The sequence below is a fragment of the Streptomyces sp. NPDC016851 genome, from assembly GCF_055562795.1.
The window spans coordinates 379,480-397,009 of the sequence record NZ_JBVHEP010000001.1 but is presented as its reverse complement, the minus strand read 5'-3'; the positions used below and the strand labels follow the sequence as shown (position 1 = coordinate 397,009).

Sequence of the window (17,530 nt, the reverse complement as noted above, 5' to 3'; positions counted from 1 at the left end):
CCACCCGTGCCGCCCCAGCGGCACGACTGCCCGCGGCTCGGCCAGTCCTACGCCAACCGCTTCCGCACCGGCTCCCCCTCCAGCGGCGGTGCCGTCACACCCCCGTGCCGCAGACACTCCGGCCGCTTGCACCCCGGCGGCGGCCTCCGTACCACCGCCGCCGCGACCACCGCCCCCACCACCAGCGCCCCCGCACACCACGCCATCGACTTCCCGAAGGCGACGTCGAACGCAGCCGGCTCCCGGTACGCCTCCTCCCCCATCCCCGCCAGCAGCGGCAACGCCGCCACCGCCACCAGCCCCGCCGCCCGGGCCGCCGCGTTGTTGATCCCGCTGGCCAGCCCCGCCCGGGTCACGTCCACCGACCCGAGCACGGTCGCCGTCAGCGGCGCCACCAGCGTGACCATGCCCAGTCCGAGCACCAGCAGCGCCGGCAGCACATCGGCCAGGTACGACGCCCCCGGCCCGACCCGCAGCATCAGCAGCATCCCCGCGGCGCACAGCAGCGGCCCCACCGTCAGCGGGATCCGCGGTCCGATCCGGTCGGCCAGTTCTCCGGACCGCGCGGACAGCAGCAGCATCAGCACGGTCGTGGGCAGCAGCGCCGTACCGGCCGCGAGGGCCGAGTACCCCACCACCACCTGGAGCTGGAGCGCGGCGAGGAAGAAGAACCCGCCGAGGGCCGCGTACACGCACAGCGTGACGAGGTTGACGGCCGTGAACTGCCGGGACGCGAAGATGTCGGTCGGCATCATCGGATCGGGCCGGCGCCGCTCGACGACCACGAACGCGACGGCCGCGGCCAGCCCGGCCACCGCCGAGACCGCCACCACCGCACCGTCCCCGCCGGCCTCGATCAGCGCGTAGGTCACCAGGGCGAGGGCCAGCGCCCCCAGTACGGCCCCGAGCACGTCGAACCGCCCGTGCACCCGCTGGTCCCCCGACTCGGGCACGTGCCGCAAGGCGACCGGCACGCACAGCAGCGCCAGCGGAACGTTCAGCAGGAACACCCACCGCCAGCCCGGCCCGTCCACCAGCCAGCCGCCGACGAAGGGTCCGACCGCCGCGCCGACCCCGCCGAAGCCGGACCACAGACCCACCGCGCGGCCGCGGTCGTCGGGGTGGAAGGACGCCTGGATCAGTGCCAGCGACCCCGGGGTGAGCAGGGCACCGCCCACCCCTTGCAGGGCGCGCGCGGCGATCAGCACCCCGGCGTTCGGCGCGATCCCGCACAGCAGGGACGCCACCGCGAACCACACCACACCGACGACGAACACCTTCCGGCGCCCGAACCGGTCGCCCAGCGCCCCGCCCAGCAGGATCAGCCCGGCCAGCGTGACCATGTACGCGTTGACGGTCCACTGCAGGGCCGCCAGGTCCGCGTCGAGGTCACGGCCGATGCGGGGCAGCGCGATGTTGACCACGGTCGAGTCCAGCAGGGCCATGCTGGAGCCGAGGACGGTGGTGAGCAGGATCCACCGGCCCTGGGGCGAGGCGATCCGCACATCGGGCATGCAGGGAGCATACGGAAGAGCCCGGCACCAGGAGAGGTGCCGGGCTCGAACGCGTGGTCCGGAACGGACCTACTTGATCTTGGTGCCCGTCGAGCGGAGGTGGCCGCAGGCCTCGACGACACGCTGGGACATGGACGCCTCGGCCAGCTTGCCCCAGGTGCGCGGGTCGTAGGTCTTCTTGGAGCCGACCTCGCCGTCGACCTTCAGGACACCGTCGTAGTTGCGGAACATGTGGTCCGCGACCGGACGCGTGAAGGCGTACTGCGTGTCCGTGTCGATGTTCATCTTGACCACGCCGTTCTCCAGCGCGGTGCGGATCTCCTCCTCCGAGGAGCCCGAGCCGCCGTGGAAGACGAAGTCGAAGGGGCCGGGAGAGGCAGCCTTGCCGAACTTCGCGGCGACGCCCTCGTTCAGCTCCTTCAGCAGGTCGGGACGGAGGACGACGTTGCCCGGCTTGTACACGCCGTGCACGTTGCCGAAGGACGCGGCGAGCAGGTAGCGGCCCTTCTCGCCCAGGCCCAGGGCCTCGGCGGTGCGGATCGCGTCGTCGACCGTGGTGTAGAGGGAGTCGTTGATCTCGTGGGAGACACCGTCCTCCTCGCCACCGGTCGGGGTGATCTCCACCTCGAGGATGATCTTCGCGGCGCGGGCCTGCTCCAGCAGCTCCTGCGCGATGGAGAGGTTGTCGGCGAGGGTCTCGGCGGAGCCGTCCCACATGTGCGACTGGAACAGCGGGTTCAGGCCGGCCTCGACGCGCTTCTTGGACAGCGCCAGCAGCGGACGTACGTACCCGTCGAGCTTGTCCTTCGGGCAGTGGTCCGTGTGCAGCGCGATGTTCACCGGGTACTTCTCGGCGACGATGTGCGCGAACTCGGCCAGGGCGACCGCGCCGGTCACCATGTCCTTGCTGTACTGGCCGCCCAGGAACTCGGCCCCGCCCGTGGAGATCTGGACGATGCCGTCGCTCTCCGCCTCGGCGAAACCGCGCAGTGCCGCGTGCAGGGTCTGGGTGGAGGTCACGTTGATGGCCGGGTAGGCGAACTTTCCTGCCTTCGCCCGGTCCAGCATCTCGTTGTAGACCTCGGGAGTTGCGATGGGCATGCGTCCGCTCCTTGTATCTGCGGGTTGGCGTACTGCGTTGTCGGCCCTGACCTAGACCTTGGGGTGCGACGTCATCGTCGGCCCCATCTTTCCAGACTTGGCCGGAAGGTCCAGGCCACCGTCCACGCCCTGGTCGGTCCCGGCTCAGTCCAGGCCCAGCTCGTCCTTCGAGAACGCGAAGAGGTACGGCACTCCGGCGCCCTCCTGGATCTTCTCCGCGGCGCCGGTCGCCCGGTCGACGATGGTCGCGACGGCGACGACCTCGGCCCCGGCCTCCCGCACGGCCTCGACGGCGGTGAGCGGGGAGCCGCCGGTGGTGGAGGTGTCCTCGACGACCAGCACCCGGCGGCCCGCGATGTCCGGACCCTCGACGCGCCGCTGCAGGCCGTGCGCCTTGGCGGCCTTCCGTACGACGAAGGCGTCCAGGCGCCGCCCGCGCGCGGCGGCCGCGTGCAGCATGGCGGCGGCGACGGGGTCGGCGCCCATGGTGAGGCCGCCGACGGCGTCGAACCCGAACTCCTCGGTCAGGTCGAGCAGCACCTGCCCGACCAGCGGCGCGGCCTCGCCGTCGAGGGTGATGCGCCGCAGGTCGACGTAGTAGTCGGCCTCCAGACCCGACGACAGGGTCACCTTGCCGTGCACCACGGCCTTGTCCTTGATCTGCTGCAGCAGCGCGCCGCGTGTGCCTGGCGGCATTACTTCGTTGACATCCTTCATGCCGCCCAGCTTAGAGGCGGCGCCAGCTCCAGGTCGTGGTGGCCTCCAGCGGCTCCAGGGGCGTGACCAGGCGCGGTGCGGTGTTGAGCCCGTTGGGCGGGCCGGTCTGCGGCTCCACGCACACGGCGGCCTCCTGCTCGTCGTAGACGACGACCCATTCCTCGCGGCTGGTCACCTTCAGTTCCAGCTGACCGGGCCAGGTGAGGGTCGCGTCGACGCCGCCGGGCATCCCGAAGCAGTCGTCCCAGGGGCCGGGCTTCGGGTCGATCCGGTTGCCGGTGGGCAGGTGGTCGTCACCGCGCTCCTCCTGCCAGGCCGGGTCGAAGTCGAGCGTCACGTCCTCGCCGCCGAGGTTCCGGTTGAACCACGGGTGCCAGCCGATCTGCGCCGGGAACGACGACTCGTACGTCTCGACGGACATGGTCAGCGTCAGCGCGTCCTCGGCCAGGGCGACGACCTGGGTCACGCGGCCCGGGTGGGGCCAGGGGTCGACGAGCTCGTACGTGAGGACGGCCTCGGCCGTGCTCGTGCGGGCGGTGCGCCAGGCGCCGTCGCGGGCGGTGCCGTGAATGGCGTGCGGCGGGGCGTTGAGGGGCATCTGCCGTACGACGGCCCCGTCCAGGAAGCGCCCGTCCCGGATCCGTCCGCACCAGGGCACCATCGGGAAGCAGCCGAACCGCTGCCCCTGCCGGAGCAGCTCCACGCCGCCGATCCGCAGCCCTCCGACCCGGCCGCCGTTGCCCGGCTGCACGGTCACCTCCGCGTCGCCCGCGGTCAGCGTGATGTCTTCGTCACTCACGGGACGACCCTACTGGGGTGATCAAGGGTCCTCGTGCGGTGCGGGGCGTTTTCAGCGGCGTCGGCGCAGGGCCCGGACCGCCACGACGGCCGACGCCAGCGCGAGTGCGGCCGCGGGGGCCGCCCAGCGCAGCGGGGCGGAGGGCATCACGGTCTGCGGCGCGGGCACCGGCGCGTACCGCCCGCGCGGCGGCGCGTGGTCGACCTCCTCGGCACTCCGTCCGATCATCGTCCGCCGCGCATGCGCCGCCTCGGCGATGTCGTCGTCGTCCGCGTCCTCCCCGTCGGCCTCGTCGGCCCCGTTCGAGGGCCTGAGAGAAGACGGAGGCATGTCGGCGCCGAAGGCGGAGGGGGGCTCGGGGGCCGGGGCGGGGGGTTCCTCGGCGGGGGCGGAGGCGGTGGCGGGAGCGTCGTCGGCTGCGGGGGCCGGGGGCTCGTCCGCAGGCCCCGATACTCCGGCCTCCTCGACTCCGGCCTCCTCGTCGGCCTCGGCCATCGCACTCCTCTCGGCCCCCGCCGGAGGCGGAGGCGGTGGGGGCGCGTCGTCCGCGTCGGGGGTCGTCTCGTAGTCGGTCGTGGCCCGGGGTTCGAAGTCCTGGGTGGCCAGGGGCGCCGTCGTGTCCGGGGCTGCCGCGGCCAGCTGTTCCGCGAAACGGTTCAGCAGGCGGGTGACGGCGCCTTCGACCGCGTCGGACGGGAGGTCCTTGATCCGTCCGTCCGCGGCGGCCGTACCGTCGAAGACGACCGTCGTGCCGTCCTTGGCGTCCCGCAGGGCGATCCGCAGCGCGAGTTTCACCGAGCCGGTGCCACGGGCCTCCGTGGCGTCGCCCTCGACGGCGTACGCCCCGTCGTCCCCCCGGGACACCCGTACGGCGCCCCGGTACGTGACCGAATGGCTGCCGACCCTGATCTTCAGCCGCCCCGCGACGGGCTCGGCGCCGGCGTCCTGCTGGAGCCCCGGAACCGCCCGGGCGACCAGCGCGGGGTCGTCCAGCACCTCCCTGAGCCGCTCGGCCGGAACCGGAACGAACACCTCGTGCTCCATGTGGACGGACTCTACCCAGCACGCGCCGAAACGCACCCCCGCCTTCGGGATTCCCCCCTGATCCGCCCCCCGCCAGGCGTATGCTCACCCGGCTTCACCCGGCCTCACCAGGCCACCCGGGGCCCGCTCAGTAGCGCGGATGCACCAGCGTCGACGCGGGCAGCCCCGCGATCCGTGTGGCCCGCGCCGCCCGTTCCCCCGCCGCGAGGGACGCGTCGTCGAGGACGTACGGGCGCGGGCCCTCCGGGTCGAGGCGCGGTCGTGGCTCCGTACGGGCGGCCAGGACGAAACCCCAGTCCCGGGGCGCCCGGGAGCGGTCGGCGGGGGTGCGGTCGGGGCCGGCGGCGAAACCGGCGTGGCGGCCGCCCGTGCCGTACGGGGCGGTGCGGAAACCGGCCGCGCGCACGGTCGCCTCCACCGTCCAGAACACCCGGGGGCCGGCCGCGACGGGCCCGGCGTGCACCACGAGCCGGCCGCCGGGGGCGAGCACCCGCCGCGCGAGGCCGTAGAACTCCTGCGAGTACAGCTTCGTGCTGGCCGTGATGCCCGGGTCCGGCAGATCCGACAGGACCACGTCGTACGTCCCCGGGGGCGCGCCGCGCAGCCACGCGAAGGCGTCCTGCGTGGTCACGCGCACGCGAGGGTCGCCGAACGCGTGCTTGTTCAGCGCCGACAGGGCCGGGTCGGTGCGGGCCAGGCGCAGCACCTCCCTGTCGAGTTCGACGACGTCGACGCGTTCCACCCCGGGATGCCGCAGCACCTCGCGCGCCGCCAGCCCGTCACCGCCGCCGAGGACGAGCACGCGTGCGTGCGGCCCGGTCATGGCCGGGTGGACGAGGGCCTCGTGGTAGCGCAGTTCGTCGCGCTCGCTGACCCGGAGCCGGCCGTCGAGGAACAGGCCCAGGGGCCGGCCGTCCGTACCGCCCGCGAGGACCACCTCCTGCACGCCGGTCTGGAGCGCCACGCGTACGTCGTCGCCGTAGACCGCCTGCCGCGCGGCCCGTTCGAAGTCGTCGACGAGGACGGCGGCCGAGGCGAGGACCGCCAGCACGAACGCGTTGGCGGCCAGCAGCAGCCAGCGGGCGCGCCGGGTCAGGTCCCGGCGGAACAGGCCGAGCACCAGCGCGCCCCCGACGACCGCGTTGACGGCGCCGGTGAGCAGCGCGCCGGTCAGCTGGCCGAGGAACGGCAGCAGCAGGAAGGGGAAGGCGAGTCCGCCGACGAGCGCGCCGACGTAGTCCGCGGCGAACAGGTCGGCCACCGCGCCGCCCGCGTCCTGGCGGCGGATGCGCTGGATCAGCTCCATCAGCAGCGGTACCTCGGCGCCGATGAGCAGGCCGGTCGCCAGGGAGAAGGCGACCAGGAGGCAGCGCGGCCCGCTGGCCCACATCCCGCCCCAGTCACCGGTCCAGGCGAAGACCGCGTACAGGGCCATCGCGCTGCACCCGCCGACGAGGGCGAGGGCCGCCTCGACCGCGCCGAAGCCGGCGGCGGCCAGCCCGCGCAGCCGCTTCGCGGCGAGGGAACCGATGCCCATCGCGAAGACCATGACGGACAGCACGACGGACGCCTGGGTGACGGAGTCGCCCATCAAGTAGGAGGCGAGGGCGACGAGTTCCAGTTCGTACACCAGCCCGCAGGCCGCACAGACGAACACGCCCGCGAGGACCAGGAACCGTCCGGTGCCGGGCCGGACGGGCAGCCGCGCCGGGCCGCCGGGGCCGCCCGGGGCGCTCCAGGGCGGCGGGGAACCGGGCGGGGCGGGCACGTGCGGCTCGATCACTCTGCGACGTTACGTCACGGCTCCACTGCGGTTCGTCACCCACACGTGTGGTGCTGGTTTACAGAGGGCGGATCACGGTACGAGATCCGGTTCGCCGCGTGCGTGCCGTGCGGGGGAGATTCAGGGGGTGGGGGCGGTCGCCGGCATCCGTACGCCCACCTTCGTGCGGGTCGCGACCAACTGGCCGTCCTGCGGGTACGCGTGCCAGGTCCGCCAGTGCACCTGGCCCTCGTGGTGCTGGGCCAGCAGTGCCGTGAAGGCGTGCGGGCTGCCGGGGAAGACGCCGGCCAGGCCGTGCGGGTGGTCGGAGACGAGGGCCAGCAACTCCTGGGCACGGCCCGCGAAGGAGCCGGGCGAGAGGACCTCGACCCGGGCCGCGAACTCGTACTCCCAGTCGCCCACGCGCTTGGCGACGCCGAGCGGCAGCGGTGTGCTGCTGCCCGGGATGCACGCCACCGTCTCCGAGCAGGTGCCCCGCTCCTCCTCCAGCAGGACCTGGTGGGACGCGCCGAGAAGTCGCAACTGAAGTCTGATGCCTGTCAGTTCGAGGTCGAGCGTGGCCAGTGCGGGAAGCGGCTCGCGCCCCAGGGCCCAGGCGAGATCGGCCGCGCGCGTGTCGGTGTAGGAGGTGTTCAGGGTCGTGAGCATGGATCGGCTCCGCAAGCACACAAGGAGAGGGAGGTGGGTCCGCTGCGCCCCGGTCGCACCGGGGGGATTCGGCCCGGGTCAGCCCAGTCGGCCGGTTTCAGGAAGGTGTCCGCAGGACGTCCGAGGGGCTGCGTTGGTGATTTAGAGGGAATCATGAACTGTGGCGCCGCCACAGCGTTTTTACCCAAGTTCGTAGGGTTTCCATCCCTCAGAGGGCTCCACAGCTCAACTGTTCAACTACGGCGTGCGCCGGCACCGGGGAGGCGTGCGCCGGTGCGCCGTGGCGCACGCCGGGATCCGGACGGGACGGACACCCTGGCTGAGGCCGGGATCCCGAAATGCCCATGTGACGCGCGCAGTTGCCGGAGTCACCCTCGACCTGCCACGCCGTGGCGCCGGTTGTCCTACAGGCATGCGAAGTTGCCAGAACACACTCGGAGCCACCGAACAGATGTCCGACTCGTACGCCGGACGGGAACCCCGGACTCCGGACTCCGGCCACACGCACGAACGCGGGGCCCGCCCCAGGTGCGGGCCCCGCGTTCGGTGGCTGTGGCTTCCCCGTCGGAAGCGCGAAGGCGTGCGTCAGCTGCCTCCACCGCCGCAGCCACCTCCGCCGCCACCGCCCCCGCCGCAGGACGACCCGCCGCCGCAGGAGTGTCCGCCGGACGAGCCGGAGTCTCCCCCGCCGGCCCACCAGCTGCCGCTGCCGCTGCCGCCGGAGGACGCGGCCCCGCCACGCGCCCGCTGTCCGGAACCGCCCCCGCGCGCCTTGGACACCAGCGCCCCGACCAGGACGACTCCGATCACCGCCAGGATGATGCCGACAACCATGGCGTCACCCTCCTTCCGTTTCCCCCGAAGCGGCCCCCCGTGGGCGCCTCGCTCTTGCGTGAACAGGGGATGCCCGCTCCCCGCACGAGCCAAAGCAGAGTTGAGGAACTCCAGAGCTTCGGCGGAGGATGACCCGCATGACCTCCAGTGCGCGCCCCCTCCTCAACCGCCGGCTCGCCGAGTTCGGGACGACGATCTTCGCCGAGATGTCCGCCCTGGCCCTGAGCACCGGCGCCATCAACCTCGGGCAGGGCTTCCCCGACACCGACGGCCCCGAGGAGGTCAGGGAGGCCGCCGTACGGGCACTGCGGGACGGGCTCGGCAACCAGTACCCGCCGGGCCCCGGCGTCCCCGAGCTGCGCACCGCGATCGCCGCCCACCAGCAGCGGCGCTATGGACTGTCGTACGACCCGGACCGGGAGGTCCTCGTCACCGCGGGCGCCACGGAGGCCATCGCCGCCTCGCTGCTCGCCCTGCTGGAGCCGGGTGACGAGGTGGTCGCCCTCGAGCCGTACTACGACTCGTACGCGGCGTGCATCGCGATGGCGGGCGGGCGCCGCGTGCCGGTCACGCTCCGCCCGGACGACGGCCGCTTCCGCCTGGACCTCGACGAACTGCGCGACGCCGTCACCGACCGCACCCGGCTGCTGCTGATCAACACCCCGCACAACCCGACCGGCACGGTCCTCACCCGCGCGGAGCTGGCCGCGATCGCCGAGCTGGCGGTGGAGCGGGACCTGCTCGTGGTGACGGACGAGGTCTACGAGCACCTGGTCTACGACGACGCCGAGCACGTCCCCCTGGCGACGTTCCCGGGAATGCGCGAGCGTACGGTCACCATTTCCAGCAGCGGCAAGACGTTCTCGTTCACCGGCTGGAAGGTCGGCTGGGTGACGGCGGCCCCGGAGCTGGTCACGGCGGTGCGCTCGGCAAAGCAGTACCTGACGTACGTGGCGTCGGGGCCGTTCCAGTACGCGGTCGCGGAGGCCCTGGCGCTGCCCGAGTCGTACTTCACGACCTTCCGGGACGACATGCTGGCCAAGCGGGACCTGCTGGCGGCGGGCCTGGAGGAGGCCGGTTTCCGGGTCTTCCGCCCGTCCGGCACCTACTTCGTCACCACCGATATCCGCCCCCTCGGCGAGACGGACGGCTTCGCCTTCTGCCGCGGCCTGCCGGAACGCGCCGGTGTGGTCGCCATCCCCAACGCGGTCTTCTACGACCACCGCGAGGAGGGCGCCCCGTTCGTACGGTTCGCGTTCTGCAAGCGGACGGGGGTGCTGGAGGAGGCCGTGAAGCGGCTCGGGGCGGCGTTCTAGACGGACCGGGCGGGCTGTCCCCAGCCGCGTTCCGTCGAAGGGCGGGCGGTGACTACACAAGCCCCAGAATCACCCGCACGCGCTCCTCCACATGCCTCATCTCACTCGGCGCCAGCAGGCCGAGGCGCCGCCGGAGTCTTTGTTTGTCCACGGTGTGCAGGTCGGTGCAGTTCACGTAGGACTCGTCGTACTTGGTCACCCCGCAGTCGTGGCCGATCAGTACGTGGGTGGAAGCTGGACCAGGCGTTCCGGTGATCAGCGCAACCGTCAGCGCCGACAACGGTTCGGCGATCCGGTTCACCGTGAGCACGACCACGGGGTGCGGGCCGATGGGGCTGGGGAGGGCGCAACCCCACACCTCGCCCCGAAGGGCGGAGCCGGGATTCACCATTCGGTCTCGTCCGCTGCCGCGAGTTCCTCGGCCGTCGCGGGCGGAACTCCCTCGGGAGTTGGAGCCTGGCCGCCACGGTAGAAGTCACGGATCTCCTGTGCGGCGGCGACCTCGGTTGCCTCGCGGGAGAGCAGCCGAAGCCCTTCGCGCAGGGCGTCGGAGAGCGAGTGCAGCTGGAGGGTCTGCATCACCTGCTGCAGTTCCGCCATCTCATCCGGGCGCAGCCGTACCTGGGCCACGCTCGTGGCGCTGCTGTCGCCCTGCTTCCGGCGCGTCTGCGAGGCCCGTGACGTGGCCGAGGTTCGCTTCTTCGCAGTGGCCCCTGGCGTCCGGCGATTCTGACCCGTCTTCGACGTCATCCCAGCCTCCCATCGCGTATGACAAATGTAGTACACCCAGTGTCGCCCTCGCGTTTCAGCTGGTCAAGCCATTCTGCGTGGTCGGTTCAGGCGGCGGCCGACAGATCCGTCCCGGGTCGTCGGCAGTCCCGGCAGCGCCCGGGCTCCGGGGCGCGGAAGGCGCGCTCGCAGCCGTCGCAGGTCTGGAAGGGCGGGACGGCAGGGCGCTCGGAGATGGAGGGCTGCGGGGATGGCGGCGGTACCGGCAGCGGTGTCTCCTGGAGACGGAAGGCGAGGACGCTGGCCGGTCTGGCCCGGAAACGGTCGGGGAGCCGTACGGTCAGCAACTCCGTGATCTCCCGTGGTCCGACACCGGCCGCCAGCCACTCCGCGACGGCCGGCGCCAGTCGGGCGGCCTCCTGGGCTGACAGGACGAGACGAGGGTCGACCCGACGCAGGGCGGCCAGTACGGCGACCGCCTTCGGGTCGGCGTCACCGAGTGTGGGTGCCGGGCTCTCGGTCACCGCAGGACGGTCAGCGGGCGCCGCCTCCCGTCGGGGCGCGGCCTCCCGGACAGCGGGCCGGGGGCGGGGGCGGGGCGGCTCGGGCGGGTCGTCAGGGCCTTCGCCGCGGGGTACGTCGTAGAAGTACGTCCTGGTACGCACCTGCCCGGTGGGCATCCGTTCGCGACGGCGCTCCAGGTATCCGGCCGCTTCGAGCTCCCTGAGCGCCCGCGAGATCAGAATCTCGCCCTCGCTGAAGTGCTCGCACAGGGCGGTGATGGTCACGGGGGAGCCGTCGGGCAGGGAGGAGATGTACGCCGCGACACCGATCGTGACCGCGCTGCCGCGCCGCTGGGCGAGGGCGTTGGAGATCACCGTGAAGTCGGCCGTCAGCCGGGTGCGTACGTGGATCACGCCGGAGGTCGGAGCTCCGGCGTCGGCGCGCAGGCGCGCGTTAGACTGCGAGTCAGCCATCGGGAAGGCGTCTACTTCCTGATCGGTCAGGCCCTCGATCGGGATTGCCGTCCCGGCCGGGGGCCGTATCTGTTTGCGGTTGTCGCGGCGAACGTAACGGTCCGTGTCCCGCGCCTGCAAGCCGGTCACTCGCACGGGTGACTCCCGCCCGCCGACGCGGGGAGGGTGGGTGGGCGGGTAGTTCTTTCCCCGGTTCTTTGAGGAGGTCAGCGGCCCACCGGACCCTCGCGGACAAGGGCCCGGTGGGCCCGCAGCGCGGACGGCGACCGGGAACCGGCCCCCTCAGGGACGGCCGCGCCGCGCCTTCAACTCGCCTATGAAGGCGTCCCAGGAGGCGGCTTCGAAGCACAGCGCTCTCGTCGTCGGTGAGCTGGCGGCGAACGCCGTACAGCACGGTCGGGTCCCCGGCCGGGAGTTCGGTCTCCGGCTCGCCCTCGACCGGGCTGCAGGGGTGCTGCGTGTCGAGGTCGCGGACGCCGCCTCCGCGAGGCGACTCCCTACGGCCGCGCCCTCGTCGTCTCCCGATGGCGAGTCCGGCCGGGGGCTGCTCCTGGTGGACGTCCTGGCCGTGCGCTGGGGGTCGGCGCCTCGCAGCCCGGTGGGCAAGACGGTATGGGCGGAGCTGCGTCTTGAGATGTGATTCAGCGAGCGTCCGCCTCGGGCTCCGGGCGCGGGAGCTCGTCGAGGTCGAGGGTGAAGGTGGCGGCCGTGGCCAAAACGGTAGCGGGACACTACGGGATTACCCGGCGACCTCGGTCGGCTCGTCCTTGGACTTGTCGGGGTAGATCAACCGCACGCCACCGCCGATCATCAGGAAGCAGCTCAGCAACAGGGCGAAGCGCGCGAACCTCGCGCCGCCCTCCCAATCAGCTGAAGGCCCCAAGACCAACCAGAACGCGAGAGCCATCGCCGCAACCACAACCACTACGCCCAGTAACCGGCGCACCCCATGCTCCCTGCTCTTGCGATCTTCAGACAGCCGCTCACCCTACTCATCGAAACAGCAGCGCAAGGCTGGGTCCGTCCATGGGATCTGCTCGTGCCCGAAAGGCAAAACGGCGCGTACAGCACGTACCTGCTCGTACGCGCCGACGCGCCGCTGGGGCGGAGGCCTGCCGGCCTACTCCTCGTCCTCGGGCTTCTCCGCCTCGTTGATCTCCTCCTCGAGACCCAGCTGCTCGATGAGCCACTTGTCGAACTCGATCGCGGCCCGCACCCAGCTGACCGTCGAGGAGACGAAGTGCTCCAGGCTCACGCCCATGCCGATCAGCATCTGGGCCTCGCCGATGAGGCGGACCGTGCCGTCGTCGTGGGTGTGGCTGTAGACCTTGGGCCACAGGGTGCGGCGGTTCCAGTCGTCGATGGACTCCAGGATCTGCGGCTTGGCCTCGATCTCGTGAGGCCGGTCGTAGAACGTCCGCACGGAGAAGACCTGCTGGTCTCCCTCACCCCGGAACATGAAGTAGGTGCGGAACTGCTCCCACGGCGCCGCGAGGTCTCCCTCGTCGTCGACGACGTACTTGAGCTCCATCTGGTCGAGGAGCTGCTTCACGAGGTCCTGATCCGGGACGACGGGGCCCGCCGGTCCTTGCGGCTGCGGCTCGGGCTGGCCCCCGAAGTTCGGAATCGAGGACGGGTCGATGGTCACCGTGATTTTCCCTTCGTACGGATCCCGCCATCCTCCCCCATGCGGGGAGGGGGGTGGCAAGCCCCGACTACCCCGCTAAGCCCATGGCTGACACGATCCGGTCAACCGCAACCTCCAGGTGCCGCACGCCGTCCTCCTGAATGACGGACGGAGGGGGTCACGGTGGCGGAACCGGGCAGGGGTCACACACGGTGGCGGCTGATCCTGCCCGTCCTGGCCGTGCCGGTGCTCGTCCTCGGGTTCCTGATCGTCGGCCTCTTCGCCTGGGCCCTGTCGGACGAGGATGACCCGCGTGCCGGGGCCATGAAGAAGGTGACCTGCGCCGAGGCGCTGGCCTTCGGCGGTGCCTCGGCCCCGGCGCACGCCCACGTCGGGAACTGCACCCTGCAGCAGGGCATCGACACCGCCTACACGGCGGTGCTGCGGATGCCGCGCGAGGACGTGCGCGGCTGGCTGCGCGAGACGTACCCGAAGGCGCCCGAGACCCGCTCGGACGCCTCCTGCGGGGCGCTCTGTCTCGACGTGACCCACGAGGACGGCCTGCCCGCCACGGCCGGGGCCCACGTGGTGCAGGTGCGCGTGGAGTACGAGAACGCCGAGACGGCGCGGGTGCGCTTCTCGGCGTTCACGATGTGATCGACGGTCTCAGGGGCCCTTACAGCGTCTTGCCCGTCGCCGGGCCCACCAGCAGTTCGTCGCCGACACGGTCGACGCGGACCGTGTCGCCGTCCTTGATCTCGCCGGACAGGATCTCCTTGGCGAGCCGGTCGCCGATGGCGGTCTGGACGAGGCGGCGCAGCGGGCGGGCGCCGTACGCCGGGTCCATGCCCTCCTCCGCGAGCCAGGCCAGGGCCTCGGGCGTGACGTCCAGGGCGAGGCGCCGCTCGGCGAGCCGCTTGGCCAGGCGCTCGATCTGGAGCTTGGCGATGCGCTCCAGCTCGGGCTTGGTCAGGGCGGCGAAGACGACCAGGTCGTCCAGGCGGTTGAGGAACTCCGGCTTGAAGGAGGTCCGCACCACCTCCAGCACCTGTTCCTTCTTCTCCGCCTCGCTGGTGAGCGGGTCGACGAGGAACTGACTGCCCAGGTTCGACGTCAGCACCAGGATGGTGTTGCGGAAGTCGACCGTGCGGCCCTGGCCGTCCGTGAGGCGCCCGTCGTCCAGCACCTGGAGCAGGATGTCGAAGACCTCGGGGTGGGCCTTCTCCACCTCGTCCAGCAGGACGACGGAGTACGGGCGGCGGCGCACCGCCTCCGTGAGCTGGCCGCCCTCCTCGTAGCCGACGTATCCGGGCGGGGCGCCGACCAGCCGGGACACACTGTGCTTCTCGCTGTACTCCGACATGTCGATACGGACCATCGCCCGCTCGTCGTCGAAGAGGAAGTCGGCGAGGGCCTTGGCCAGCTCGGTCTTGCCGACACCGGTCGGGCCGAGGAAGAGGAAGGAGCCGGTGGGGCGGTCGGGGTCGGAGATCCCGGCGCGGGACCGCCGTACGGCGTCGCTGACCGCCCGCACGGCCTCGGTCTGGCCGATGAGCCGCTTGCCCAGCTCGTCCTCCATGCGCAGCAGCTTCTGCGTCTCGCCCTCCAGCAGGCGCCCGGCGGGGATGCCGGTCCAGGAGGCGACGACGTCGGCGATGTCGTCGGCGCCGACCTCCTCCTTGACCATGGTGTCCCTGGCGACCTCCTCTTCCGCTTCGGAGGCGGCCTCCAGCTCCTTCTCCAGGGCGGGGATCTCGCCGTAGAGCAGCTTGGAGGCGGTGTCGAAGTCGCCGTCGCGCTGGGCGCGCTCGGCCTGGCCGCGCAGTTCGTCGAGGCGTTCCTTCAGCTCACCGACGCGGTTGAGGGACTGCTTCTCCTTCTCCCAGCGGGCGGTGAGGCCGCGCAGCTCCTCCTCCTTGTCGGCGAGGTCACGGCGCAGCTTCTCCAGGCGCTCGCGGGAGGCCGCGTCGGTCTCCTTGCCGATCGCCAGCTCCTCCATCTTCAGCCGGTCGACGGCGCGCTGGAGTTCGTCGATCTCGACGGGCGAGGAGTCGATCTCCATGCGCAGCCGGGAGGCCGCCTCGTCGACGAGGTCGATGGCCTTGTCGGGCAGGAAGCGGGAGGTGATGTACCGGTCGGAGAGGGCGGCGGCGGCGACCAGCGCGCTGTCGGCGATCTGCACCTTGTGGTGGGCCTCGTACCGTCCCTTGAGTCCCCGCAGGATCGCGATGGAGTCCTCGACGCTCGGCTCGGCGACCAGCACCTGCTGGAAGCGCCGCTCCAGGGCGGCGTCCTTCTCGATCCGCTCCCGGTACTCGTCCAGCGTGGTGGCACCCACCATGCGCAGTTCACCGCGCGCGAGCATGGGCTTGAGCATGTTGCCCGCGTCCATGGCGGAGTCGCCGCCGGCACCGGCCCCCACGACGGTGTGCAGCTCGTCGATGAAGGTGATGATCTGCCCGTCGGAGTCCTTGATCTCGGCGAGGACGGTCTTCAGCCGCTCCTCGAACTCGCCGCGGTACTTGGCCCCGGCGACCATGGCCCCGAGGTCGAGGGCGACGAGCCGCTTGTCCTTCAGCGACTCGGGCACGTCCCCCTTGACGATCCGCTGGGCGAGCCCTTCGACGACGGCGGTCTTGCCGACGCCGGGCTCGCCGATGAGGACGGGGTTGTTCTTGGTCCGCCGGGACAGCACCTGCACGACGCGCCGGATCTCCTGGTCCCGCCCGATGACGGGATCGAGCTTGCCTTCCCGCGCGGCGGCCGTGAAGTCGGTGCCGAACTTCTCCAGGGCCTTGTACTGCCCCTCGGGGTCGGCCGTGGTCACGCGTCGCGCCCCTCGCGTCTTCTGGAAGGCGTCCTGCAGCTTCCTGGCGTCGGCGCCCTGCTGGGACAGCACCTCGCCGGCCGCGCCGCCCTTCGCGGCGATGGCGATGAGGAGGTGCTCCGTGGAGAGGTACTCGTCCCCGAGGTCCTTGGCACGGGCCTGCGCGTCCGCGACGACGGCGAGCATCTCGCGGTTGGGCTGGGGCGGCGCCACGGTGGACCCGGTCACGCTGGGCAGCCCGGCGAGCACGCGCTCGGCTCCGGCGCGTACGGCCGCCTGGTCGGCGTCGACCGCGGCGAGCAGATCGGTGATGTTCTCGTTGTCCTGCCCCTGGAGCAGCGCCAGCAGCAGGTGGGCTGGGGTGAGGTCGGGGTGGCCCTCGGTCACGGCCCGGTTGCTGGCCGCGTTGATGGCGTCCCGGCTCCTGTTGGTCAGCTCGGCGTCCACGTTCGCGTTCTCCTCCTTGCACTGACCCGAACGGCTTGCACAAAGTTGAGTCTAGTCCACTCAAGGCCGGTTCGGGGAGGAGACAGGGGCTAAGTTCCGGGGCATGGCGACCAAGTACTCCGTCGATCCGAGTGCCCCGGACCCGCCGTATCTCGCCTTCTGGCGGGAGCGGCACGTGTGCACGCTGACGACTCCGCGCCCGGACGGCACTCCGCACGTGGTACCCGTCGGGGTCACATACGATCCCGAGGCCCGGCTCGCTCGGGTGATCACCAACAAGGCGAGCGCCAAGGTGCGGCACGTCCTGGCCGCCGGGGAGCAGGGAGCGGCGGTCGCGGTCTGCCAGATGGAGGGCCGGCGCTGGGCCACACTGGAGGGCCGGGCCTTCGTCCGTACGGAACCGGAGCGGGTGGCCGAGGCGGAGCGCCGTTACGCGGAGCGCTACGGACGGACCCCTTCGCCGAACCCCGCGCGCGTGGTGATCGAGATCGAGCTGACGCGCGCGATGGGGCGAGGGTGAGCGAGGTTGAGCAGAGTGAAAATCCACACCGGTGATCGATTGGATCCGGCCACGGCGTGACTCGGGTGATACCCGGAAATGTCCCCAGAAACTGCAGCGGCGTCACCGTGTTCAGGTCACGGTGACGCCGCTGCGGGGGGAAGCACCTGAGCGATCTTTTACGACGGGGGAATCGCGTCAGGCACTGCGGGGGGTGGCAGAGATGGTCCTCGGGACGGGAGAGTCGGCTTCCACCTGCTCGTGGTCCCTTTGGTCCAGGTTCACAAAGATCATTCCGTACCGTACGGCACACCGCACGGGCTGCGGCGCCCCCCGAGGCCGCCGCAGACACCGGTAAGCCCGTACGTCCTCGTCCTCGTCCCGCGTGACGACCACCGGCTCACCGAACACGGTCACCATCAACGAGTCACCGCTGTGGGGGATGGCGGTGACCAGGTCGATGAAGTGCCAGCCGGAGCGGTAGGCGGTGGCCATTTCGCGGCGGAAGGAGCGGTCGTCGGGTGGAGTGGTCACGGTCAGCTCCCGGATCCCGCTGTCGCGGAACTCGGCCAGCTGGTGTTGTTCACGCCGTAGCTGGTCTGAGCCACCGCCGGCCAACTGGTGTTCGCCCGAACATCGCCCTTCTCATCGGAGAAGCCACTCAGCGC

18 protein-coding genes and 1 pseudogene are annotated in these 17,530 nt (G+C 71.6%); 4 read left to right on the top strand and 15 right to left on the bottom strand.

Annotated elements, in window-relative coordinates; genetic code table 11:
• Nucleotides 1-47 precede the first annotated feature (47 nt).
• The 8 genes from ACZ3I3_RS01840 to ACZ3I3_RS01805 form a co-directional block, all read right to left on the bottom strand.
• Nucleotides 48-1,514, bottom strand: a complete 1,467-nt coding sequence (locus ACZ3I3_RS01840; protein ID WP_467361733.1) for an MFS transporter — start codon at nt 1,512-1,514, stop codon at nt 48-50.
• A gap of 69 nt (nt 1,515-1,583) precedes the next feature.
• Complete coding sequence (gene fbaA / locus ACZ3I3_RS01835; protein ID WP_466095300.1) at nt 1,584-2,615, bottom strand: class II fructose-bisphosphate aldolase; 1,032 nt, start codon at nt 2,613-2,615, stop codon at nt 1,584-1,586.
• Nucleotides 2,616-2,759: 144 nt separating this feature from the next.
• Nucleotides 2,760-3,332, bottom strand: a complete 573-nt coding sequence (gene pyrE, locus ACZ3I3_RS01830) for an orotate phosphoribosyltransferase (protein WP_467361731.1) — start codon at nt 3,330-3,332, stop codon at nt 2,760-2,762.
• 10 nt (nt 3,333-3,342) lie between these two features.
• Nucleotides 3,343-4,131: an aldose epimerase family protein gene (locus ACZ3I3_RS01825; RefSeq protein WP_467361730.1), complete on the bottom strand. Its 789-nt coding sequence runs from the start codon at nt 4,129-4,131 to the stop codon at nt 3,343-3,345.
• Between the two features lie 51 nt (nt 4,132-4,182).
• Entirely contained in the window at nt 4,183-5,175 is a 993-nt protein-coding gene (locus ACZ3I3_RS01820) for an SRPBCC domain-containing protein (RefSeq protein ID WP_467361728.1), read from the bottom strand.
• A gap of 127 nt (nt 5,176-5,302) precedes the next feature.
• Nucleotides 5,303-6,958 carry a polyamine aminopropyltransferase gene (locus tag ACZ3I3_RS01815; RefSeq protein WP_467361727.1) on the bottom strand — a complete coding sequence of 552 codons (1,656 nt, stop codon included), beginning with the start codon at nt 6,956-6,958 and terminating at the stop codon, nt 5,303-5,305.
• A 120-nt stretch (nt 6,959-7,078) separates the two neighbouring features.
• Nucleotides 7,079-7,606: a DUF2617 family protein gene (locus ACZ3I3_RS01810; protein WP_467361725.1), complete on the bottom strand. Its 528-nt coding sequence runs from the start codon at nt 7,604-7,606 to the stop codon at nt 7,079-7,081.
• A 585-nt stretch (nt 7,607-8,191) separates the two neighbouring features.
• Nucleotides 8,192-8,440 (bottom strand): hypothetical protein, encoded by a 249-nt coding sequence (locus ACZ3I3_RS01805; RefSeq protein ID WP_467361723.1) that lies wholly within the window; start codon nt 8,438-8,440, stop codon nt 8,192-8,194.
• Nucleotides 8,441-8,568: 128 nt separating this feature from the next.
• Here ACZ3I3_RS01805 and ACZ3I3_RS01800 point away from each other — a divergent pair, with 128 nt between their 5' ends.
• Nucleotides 8,569-9,756 (top strand): pyridoxal phosphate-dependent aminotransferase, encoded by a 1,188-nt coding sequence (locus tag ACZ3I3_RS01800; RefSeq protein WP_467361722.1) that lies wholly within the window; start codon nt 8,569-8,571, stop codon nt 9,754-9,756.
• 52 nt (nt 9,757-9,808) lie between these two features.
• On the opposite strand, the gene ACZ3I3_RS01795 is transcribed toward ACZ3I3_RS01800, so the two are convergent.
• From ACZ3I3_RS01795 to ACZ3I3_RS01785, 3 genes are all read right to left on the bottom strand, one after another.
• Nucleotides 9,809-10,147, bottom strand: coding sequence for a type II toxin-antitoxin system PemK/MazF family toxin (locus ACZ3I3_RS01795; protein WP_467361721.1), 339 nt, complete (start codon nt 10,145-10,147; stop codon nt 9,809-9,811).
• Nucleotides 10,141-10,506 carry a hypothetical protein gene (locus ACZ3I3_RS01790; protein ID WP_467361719.1) on the bottom strand — a complete coding sequence of 122 codons (366 nt, stop codon included), beginning with the start codon at nt 10,504-10,506 and terminating at the stop codon, nt 10,141-10,143. Before ACZ3I3_RS01790 ends, ACZ3I3_RS01795 begins: the two co-directional genes overlap by 7 nt.
• Nucleotides 10,507-10,592: 86 nt before the next feature.
• Complete coding sequence (locus ACZ3I3_RS01785; RefSeq protein ID WP_467361718.1) at nt 10,593-11,462, bottom strand: hypothetical protein; 870 nt, start codon at nt 11,460-11,462, stop codon at nt 10,593-10,595.
• Nucleotides 11,463-11,799: 337 nt separating this feature from the next.
• On the opposite strand from ACZ3I3_RS01785, the pseudogene ACZ3I3_RS01780 reads away from it, so the two are divergent.
• Nucleotides 11,800-12,102 (top strand): annotated as a pseudogene (locus ACZ3I3_RS01780) (ATP-binding protein); the annotation flags it as partial.
• Between the two features lie 99 nt (nt 12,103-12,201).
• Here ACZ3I3_RS01780 and ACZ3I3_RS01775 read toward each other — a convergent pair.
• Together ACZ3I3_RS01775 and ACZ3I3_RS01770 are read right to left on the bottom strand one after the other, a co-directional pair.
• The gene (locus ACZ3I3_RS01775; protein ID WP_467361716.1) at nt 12,202-12,408 is read right to left on the bottom strand and encodes a hypothetical protein; all 207 of its coding nucleotides are present in this window, start codon (nt 12,406-12,408) and stop codon (nt 12,202-12,204) included.
• A 174-nt stretch (nt 12,409-12,582) separates the two neighbouring features.
• Nucleotides 12,583-13,110, bottom strand: coding sequence for a YbjN domain-containing protein (locus ACZ3I3_RS01770; RefSeq protein WP_010032094.1), 528 nt, complete (start codon nt 13,108-13,110; stop codon nt 12,583-12,585).
• Nucleotides 13,111-13,272: 162 nt separating this feature from the next.
• Between ACZ3I3_RS01770 and ACZ3I3_RS01765 the strand changes: the two genes are divergently transcribed.
• On the top strand, nt 13,273-13,746 hold the full coding sequence (locus ACZ3I3_RS01765; protein ID WP_467361714.1) for a hypothetical protein: 474 nt from the start codon (nt 13,273-13,275) through the stop codon (nt 13,744-13,746).
• Nucleotides 13,747-13,765: 19 nt separating this feature from the next.
• On the opposite strand, the gene clpB is transcribed toward ACZ3I3_RS01765, so the two are convergent.
• Nucleotides 13,766-16,363 carry an ATP-dependent chaperone ClpB gene (gene clpB, locus ACZ3I3_RS01760; protein ID WP_467361712.1) on the bottom strand — a complete coding sequence of 866 codons (2,598 nt, stop codon included), beginning with the start codon at nt 16,361-16,363 and terminating at the stop codon, nt 13,766-13,768.
• A 103-nt stretch (nt 16,364-16,466) separates the two neighbouring features.
• Here clpB and ACZ3I3_RS01755 point away from each other — a divergent pair, with 103 nt between their 5' ends.
• On the top strand, nt 16,467-16,883 hold the full coding sequence (locus ACZ3I3_RS01755) for a pyridoxamine 5'-phosphate oxidase family protein (protein ID WP_467361711.1): 417 nt from the start codon (nt 16,467-16,469) through the stop codon (nt 16,881-16,883).
• A gap of 177 nt (nt 16,884-17,060) precedes the next feature.
• Here ACZ3I3_RS01755 and ACZ3I3_RS01750 read toward each other — a convergent pair whose 3' ends face one another.
• Entirely contained in the window at nt 17,061-17,396 is a 336-nt protein-coding gene (locus tag ACZ3I3_RS01750; RefSeq protein ID WP_020269590.1) for a Rieske (2Fe-2S) protein, read from the bottom strand.
• Nucleotides 17,397-17,530: the final 134 nt, after the last annotated feature.